The 4,858-nt window shown below is 49.7% G+C and carries 5 protein-coding genes; 2 read left to right on the forward strand and 3 right to left on the reverse strand.

The features are described 5' to 3' along the window. Positions 1–603: 603 nt before the first annotated feature. The 3 genes from VIM87_RS28365 to VIM87_RS28375 form a co-directional block, all read right to left on the reverse strand. Positions 604–1,041: a Rieske (2Fe-2S) protein gene (locus VIM87_RS28365; protein ID WP_332000247.1), complete on the reverse strand. Its 438-nt coding sequence runs from the start codon at positions 1,039–1,041 to the stop codon at positions 604–606. Positions 1,042–1,363: 322 nt separating this feature from the next. Next, positions 1,364–2,182 (reverse strand): helical backbone metal receptor, encoded by an 819-nt coding sequence (locus tag VIM87_RS28370; RefSeq protein ID WP_332000248.1) that lies wholly within the window; start codon positions 2,180–2,182, stop codon positions 1,364–1,366. Between the two features lie 79 nt (positions 2,183–2,261). Further along, on the reverse strand, positions 2,262–3,620 hold the full coding sequence (locus tag VIM87_RS28375) for a pyridoxal-phosphate dependent enzyme (RefSeq protein ID WP_332000249.1): 1,359 nt from the start codon (positions 3,618–3,620) through the stop codon (positions 2,262–2,264). Between the two features lie 100 nt (positions 3,621–3,720). Between VIM87_RS28375 and bioD the strand changes: the two genes are divergently transcribed. Beyond that, positions 3,721–4,344, forward strand: a complete 624-nt coding sequence (gene bioD / locus VIM87_RS28380; RefSeq protein ID WP_332000250.1) for a dethiobiotin synthase — start codon at positions 3,721–3,723, stop codon at positions 4,342–4,344. A gap of 23 nt (positions 4,345–4,367) precedes the next feature. After that, positions 4,368–4,858: 5-formyltetrahydrofolate cyclo-ligase (locus VIM87_RS28385; protein ID WP_332000251.1), on the forward strand; the 491-nt coding region annotated here is incomplete at its 3' end.

Here is a 4,858-nt window from a genome sequence, read left to right on the forward strand (position 1 = left end):
GTCCTTAGCATCCTTGTACAGCGCTTCCAGCTCTTCGCCGAATAACACGCCGGCTCTGTATTTTCCCATATTTTATGATTGTTTACTGTTTACGGAGGGCAAATATAATGGGAAAAAGCAGAAAGCGCAATGCATAAAGCAGAAAGCCGGAAATTAGGCTGAATGCTAAGGGGAGCGGAAAGCATAAAGCAGAAAGCAAAAAGCCGAAGGCAGTACACGGAAATTCCCCAAAGATTATAGAGAAGATGGATAAATTAAGATTCCCAGATGATGTTGGTTATAATTTGAGAATAGTGTGCCGCCGTAAACCTGCCTTGCCCGGATAACCGCAACAAAAGACAAGCCTGCAAGGCAGCATTCAGCATATCTACGTATCAGAAGACAAGTCTGTAACAAAACATAAGCAGCGCTCAGCATTCATCATATTACCACAACAAGACAAGCTCACAACAAAACGCCGGCAGCGTTAGGCCTTCCGCGCATTTAAGCAACAAACCACAATCAGCTTTCCGCTTTCTGCTTTCCCCTTTCAGCTAAAAAAAGCCGCAGGCAGAAGCCTGCAGGGCTTTTTATATGTGGCTGGTTTGTCGTGTAAGAATTTTATCAGCTTACGCTTAACGTGTTCCCGTTAATAGTGACCGTCATTTTTGCAAGTGCAGCAGTCGCGGGGCCGGTCTGCACAGCACCGGTAGTGGTATAGCGGCTGCCATGGCCGCAGGGCGCATTACACTCTATCAGCTCGCTGCCGGTGTTAAAGGTAGAAACGGTGCATCCTTCGTGGGTACAGATGCTGGACAAGGCAGAGAAAGCCGCAGGCGTATTGCCGGCTGCAATACGGATCAGGATCACCCCGCCGCCTATCTTAAAATTACCGGTGTTTAACAGTTCTGTGCTCAGGTCTGCGGTGAGCTTGGCGTTATTTCCGCCACCGTTATTGTTATCCGGCGCATCGGCCATGTGTTTGGTGCAGGCTGCCAGTCCCCCGGCACATGCGAGTGCCACAGCCATACTAAGATTGCTTACAAAGTCCCTTCTTTCCATTTTGGTCGTACGTTTAGTGAAAGAATAAAGCGTGAATAGGAATAAATGTGTTTATATATAGTTACGTGGAGTGATCATAAAAGGTTGCCTGTTGAGTCAGGATCTGAGAGGAGTGTATCAATAGGATGGCCGGGCGGCACTTATGTGATTCCCGTGTCTTTCCTATGGTTTTCTCATGTGTTTCCCTGGTGGATCTCTGGTGCATCCCATAGTAAAAGCGCATGCAGTCCCTATTAAAAGCGCATACTATTCAGGGTAAAAGCGCATGAAGGAGTAATATCTGTTTCAGTAGAATGGTATTGCAATCCGTTGCAGGATGGATCTACGCCTTAATCCCTTCCAGCAGCTCCCGGAAATACCCCGGTGCTTCCAGTAAGCGGCTGCCGTACCAGGAGAACATCTCCCCATCCACCAGCCGTATTTGCGCGCCGGGCAGCACCGCCTGTATTTCCGCTATATGCTGCTCCTTAAAAGGGTAGGGCTCTGAAGAAAGTAATATCAGCTGCTGTTCCGGAGGCACATCTTTAAAAAGGGCCTTTAACTCTTCCAGTGTAACATCAGGGTACCGGGGTGTATCTGCCAGCACATTCTTCAAACCACAGGCAGCCAGCATATGATGTATAAAAGTATCTCCGCCCGCCACCATCCATGGATTACGCCAGATAAAATAAGCGGTATGCAACCCCGTAACAGGCAGGGCTTCGTGCAAACCCTTAAACTGTTCCTGGATCTGCAAACACAATGCCTGCCCTTGTTTTGCACAGCCGGTTATTTCGCCTATCCGCCGTATCATTTGCAGGGCTTCATCCAGGGTATGAATATCACTTATCCATACGGGGAACTCCATCTGCAGGGCGGTGATCTGCTCCTGCTGGTTCTCTTCTTTATTGGCGATGATCAGATCGGGCTGTAAGGCCCGTATCTTATCCAGGTCCAGCGTTTTGGTGCCGCCAACGCGTGTTTTATTGCGGAACCACTCTTCCGGATGTACACAGAATTTAGTGATCCCCACCACTTCTTCCTCCAAGCCCAAATGAAACAACAGCTCTGTTTGCGATGGCACAACCGATATGATCCGCCGTGGCCGCACAGGAACACTCACCTGGTTGTGCAATTGATCTATATGAGTATGTAGCTTCACCCTATAAACTAATAAGAAAAACCAATATCCCGCGAACTACCTCCTCCACCATTATTAATTATTCACTATTCATTATTCATTAACTCCCCAGCGCCTGTATGATATCATACTTCGTAACAATATGGTAGCTGCCGCTATCATCCTTCGTCAGCACCGCGCCATTCTCTTTATTAATATACACTGCCAGCTTTTCAATAGGCGTATCCATGCTCACTTCCGGGAAAGCCGCATGCATTACCTGTTTCACCGGTGCATCTTTCAGGTTCACATCATCCATCAGCTTATTAAATAAACCGCCTTCAGAAATAGCGCCTATGATGTCACTGTTATGCAGTACAGGAATATGCTCTATTTCAAACTTCTTCATTTTGGCAATGGCATCGCTCACTTTCTCCTCACCGCCAATGGTTACCAGTGGCAGGTTGCGGCGGCCATTCACTACATCTTTCACGGTTTTTACATCCAGGAAACCACGCTCCATCATCCACTGATCATTATAGATCTTACCTACGTAACGGCTGCCATGATCATGGAATACCACCACTACCAGGTCACTTGGTTTAAGCTGCGCTTTCAGCTGTAGCAGCCCGGCCACGGCCGATCCGGCGGAGTAACCCACAAAAATGCCCTCTTCCTTGGCAATGCGGCGGGCCATAATAGCGCCGTCTTTATCCGTTACTTTTTCAAAGTGATCAATGTACTGCATGTTGTAATTCTGCGGCACAAAATCCTCCCCAATACCTTCGGTAATATAGGGGTACACTTCGCTCATATCAATTTCACCGGTTTCATGGTATTTTTTCAGCAGGGAGCCATAGCTGTCAATAGCCCATACTTTAATAGCCGGGTTCTTTTCTTTCAGATATTGCCCTGCGCCGGTAACCGTGCCGCCGGTACCGGTAGCTACCACCAGGTGGGTAACCTTACCATCGGTTTGCTCCCATATTTCCGGGCCGGTTTGCTCATAATGCGCATCCCGGTTAGCCAGGTTATCATATTGGTTTACGTAAAATGAGTTGGGAATTTCTTTAGATAAGCGCCGGGCCACGGAGTAGTAGGAGCGGGGATCTTCCGGCTCCACATTCGTGGGGCATACGATCACTTCAGCGCCCACGGCCTTCAGGATGTCCATTTTTTCTTTGGACTGTTTATCCGTAGTAGTAAAAATACATTTATAGCCTTTGATCACAGCCGCCAGCGCCAGGCCCATACCGGTATTGCCGGAAGTGCCTTCAATAATGGTGCCGCCGGGTTTTAACAGGCCCTGTTGTTCTGCTACCTCTACCATTTTTACCGCCATACGGTCTTTAATGGAGTTGCCGGGGTTAAAAAATTCCACCTTTGCCATTACAGGGCAGGGCAGCGCTGCGGTTACACGGTTTAGTTTAACTAACGGGGTATGACCTATCGTTTCCAGTATGTTGTTACAGAATTGCATAGCGTGATATTAATCTTGCAGCGAAAATAAGGGAAAAAATCGGGGCAGGAATACAGGGCGCGGCGCATTAAACAACAATCATCCGTTATCTTTGCGCGTTATGAGTAACCGGATCTTCATTACAGGCATAGGCACCGGTGTGGGAAAAACCATTACCGCGGCCTGTGTTACGCAAGCCCTGGGGGCTGATTACTGGAAACCTGTACAAACGGGATTGATGGAAGGCACGGATACGCAAACCGTGCGTGCGCTGCTGTCCAATACCACCTCTGTATGCCATAAAGAAGTATATTGCCTGCAGGAGCCTGCATCGCCGCACCTGGCTGCGCGGCTGGAAAAAGTGACCATTGATCCGGCCCTTATCCTGCAGCAGGCGTCCATTATTCAACCGCCTCAGCGCAGCCTGGTAATAGAAGGCGCCGGCGGGTTAATGGTGCCGTTGAATGAGGAGGTGTTTACGCTGGACCTCATCCGCCAGCTGCAGGCTAAAGTGATTATTGTAGCGCAGAACTACCTGGGCAGCATTAACCACTCCCTGCTTACCGCACGGGTATTACAGGCCAGTGATATACCGGTATTAGGCTGGATCTTCAACGGTGATCATCATTCCAATGAGGAGGATGTAGTGCGCTGGAGCGGTTATCCCAGGCTGGGACGCATACCGCACGCCACCGTAGTAGATGCTGACTTTATTGCCTTACAGGCTAAACAGCTAACGTTCTAACGGGCACACACAAAGCAAACTGATTGTTCACTAAAACGGATATACGAAAGCAATTCCTGGAACGCCGTCTTAACATGCCGGCAGCGGAAACCGCAGCGCTTAACCAGCGCCTGCTGGAAAACTGTCAGCAGGTGAATTATAGCCGCATTCACCGGGCGCACATCTTTCTTCCCATTGCAGAGAAAAAGGAAGTGAATACCTGGCCCTTGGTAGAATGGATGCGCCAGGCTTATCCGGCCCTGCAATGGGTGCTTGGCAAGGCTTCCCTGGCTAACGCCACCATGGAGCATTTCCTGTGGGAAACACATACCCCCCTGGTTAAAAGCCGCTACGGCATACCGGAACCCGCCGGCGGCATACCCGTGGAGCCCGGCACGCTGGACCTGGTATTTGTGCCGCTGCTGGCCTTTGACCTTACCGGCCACCGCGTAGGCTACGGCAAAGGCATGTACGACCGCTTTCTGAAACAATGCCGGCCGGATGTGCGCACCATCGGCCTTTCCCTGTTTGAGCC

Origin of the sequence: Chitinophaga sp., assembly GCF_036569125.1 — a bacterium.
In the GTDB taxonomy this organism is placed as follows: domain Bacteria; phylum Bacteroidota; class Bacteroidia; order Chitinophagales; family Chitinophagaceae; genus Chitinophaga.

Coding starts and splice junctions, on each gene's coding strand:
- VIM87_RS28375 (WP_332000249.1), bottom strand. CDS start 3,620: ATGCAATTCTGTAACAACATACTGGAAACGATAGGTCATACCCCGTTA.
- bioD (WP_332000250.1), top strand. CDS start 3,721: ATGAGTAACCGGATCTTCATTACAGGCATAGGCACCGGTGTGGGAAAA.
- VIM87_RS28365 (WP_332000247.1), bottom strand. CDS start 1,041: ATGGAAAGAAGGGACTTTGTAAGCAATCTTAGTATGGCTGTGGCACTC.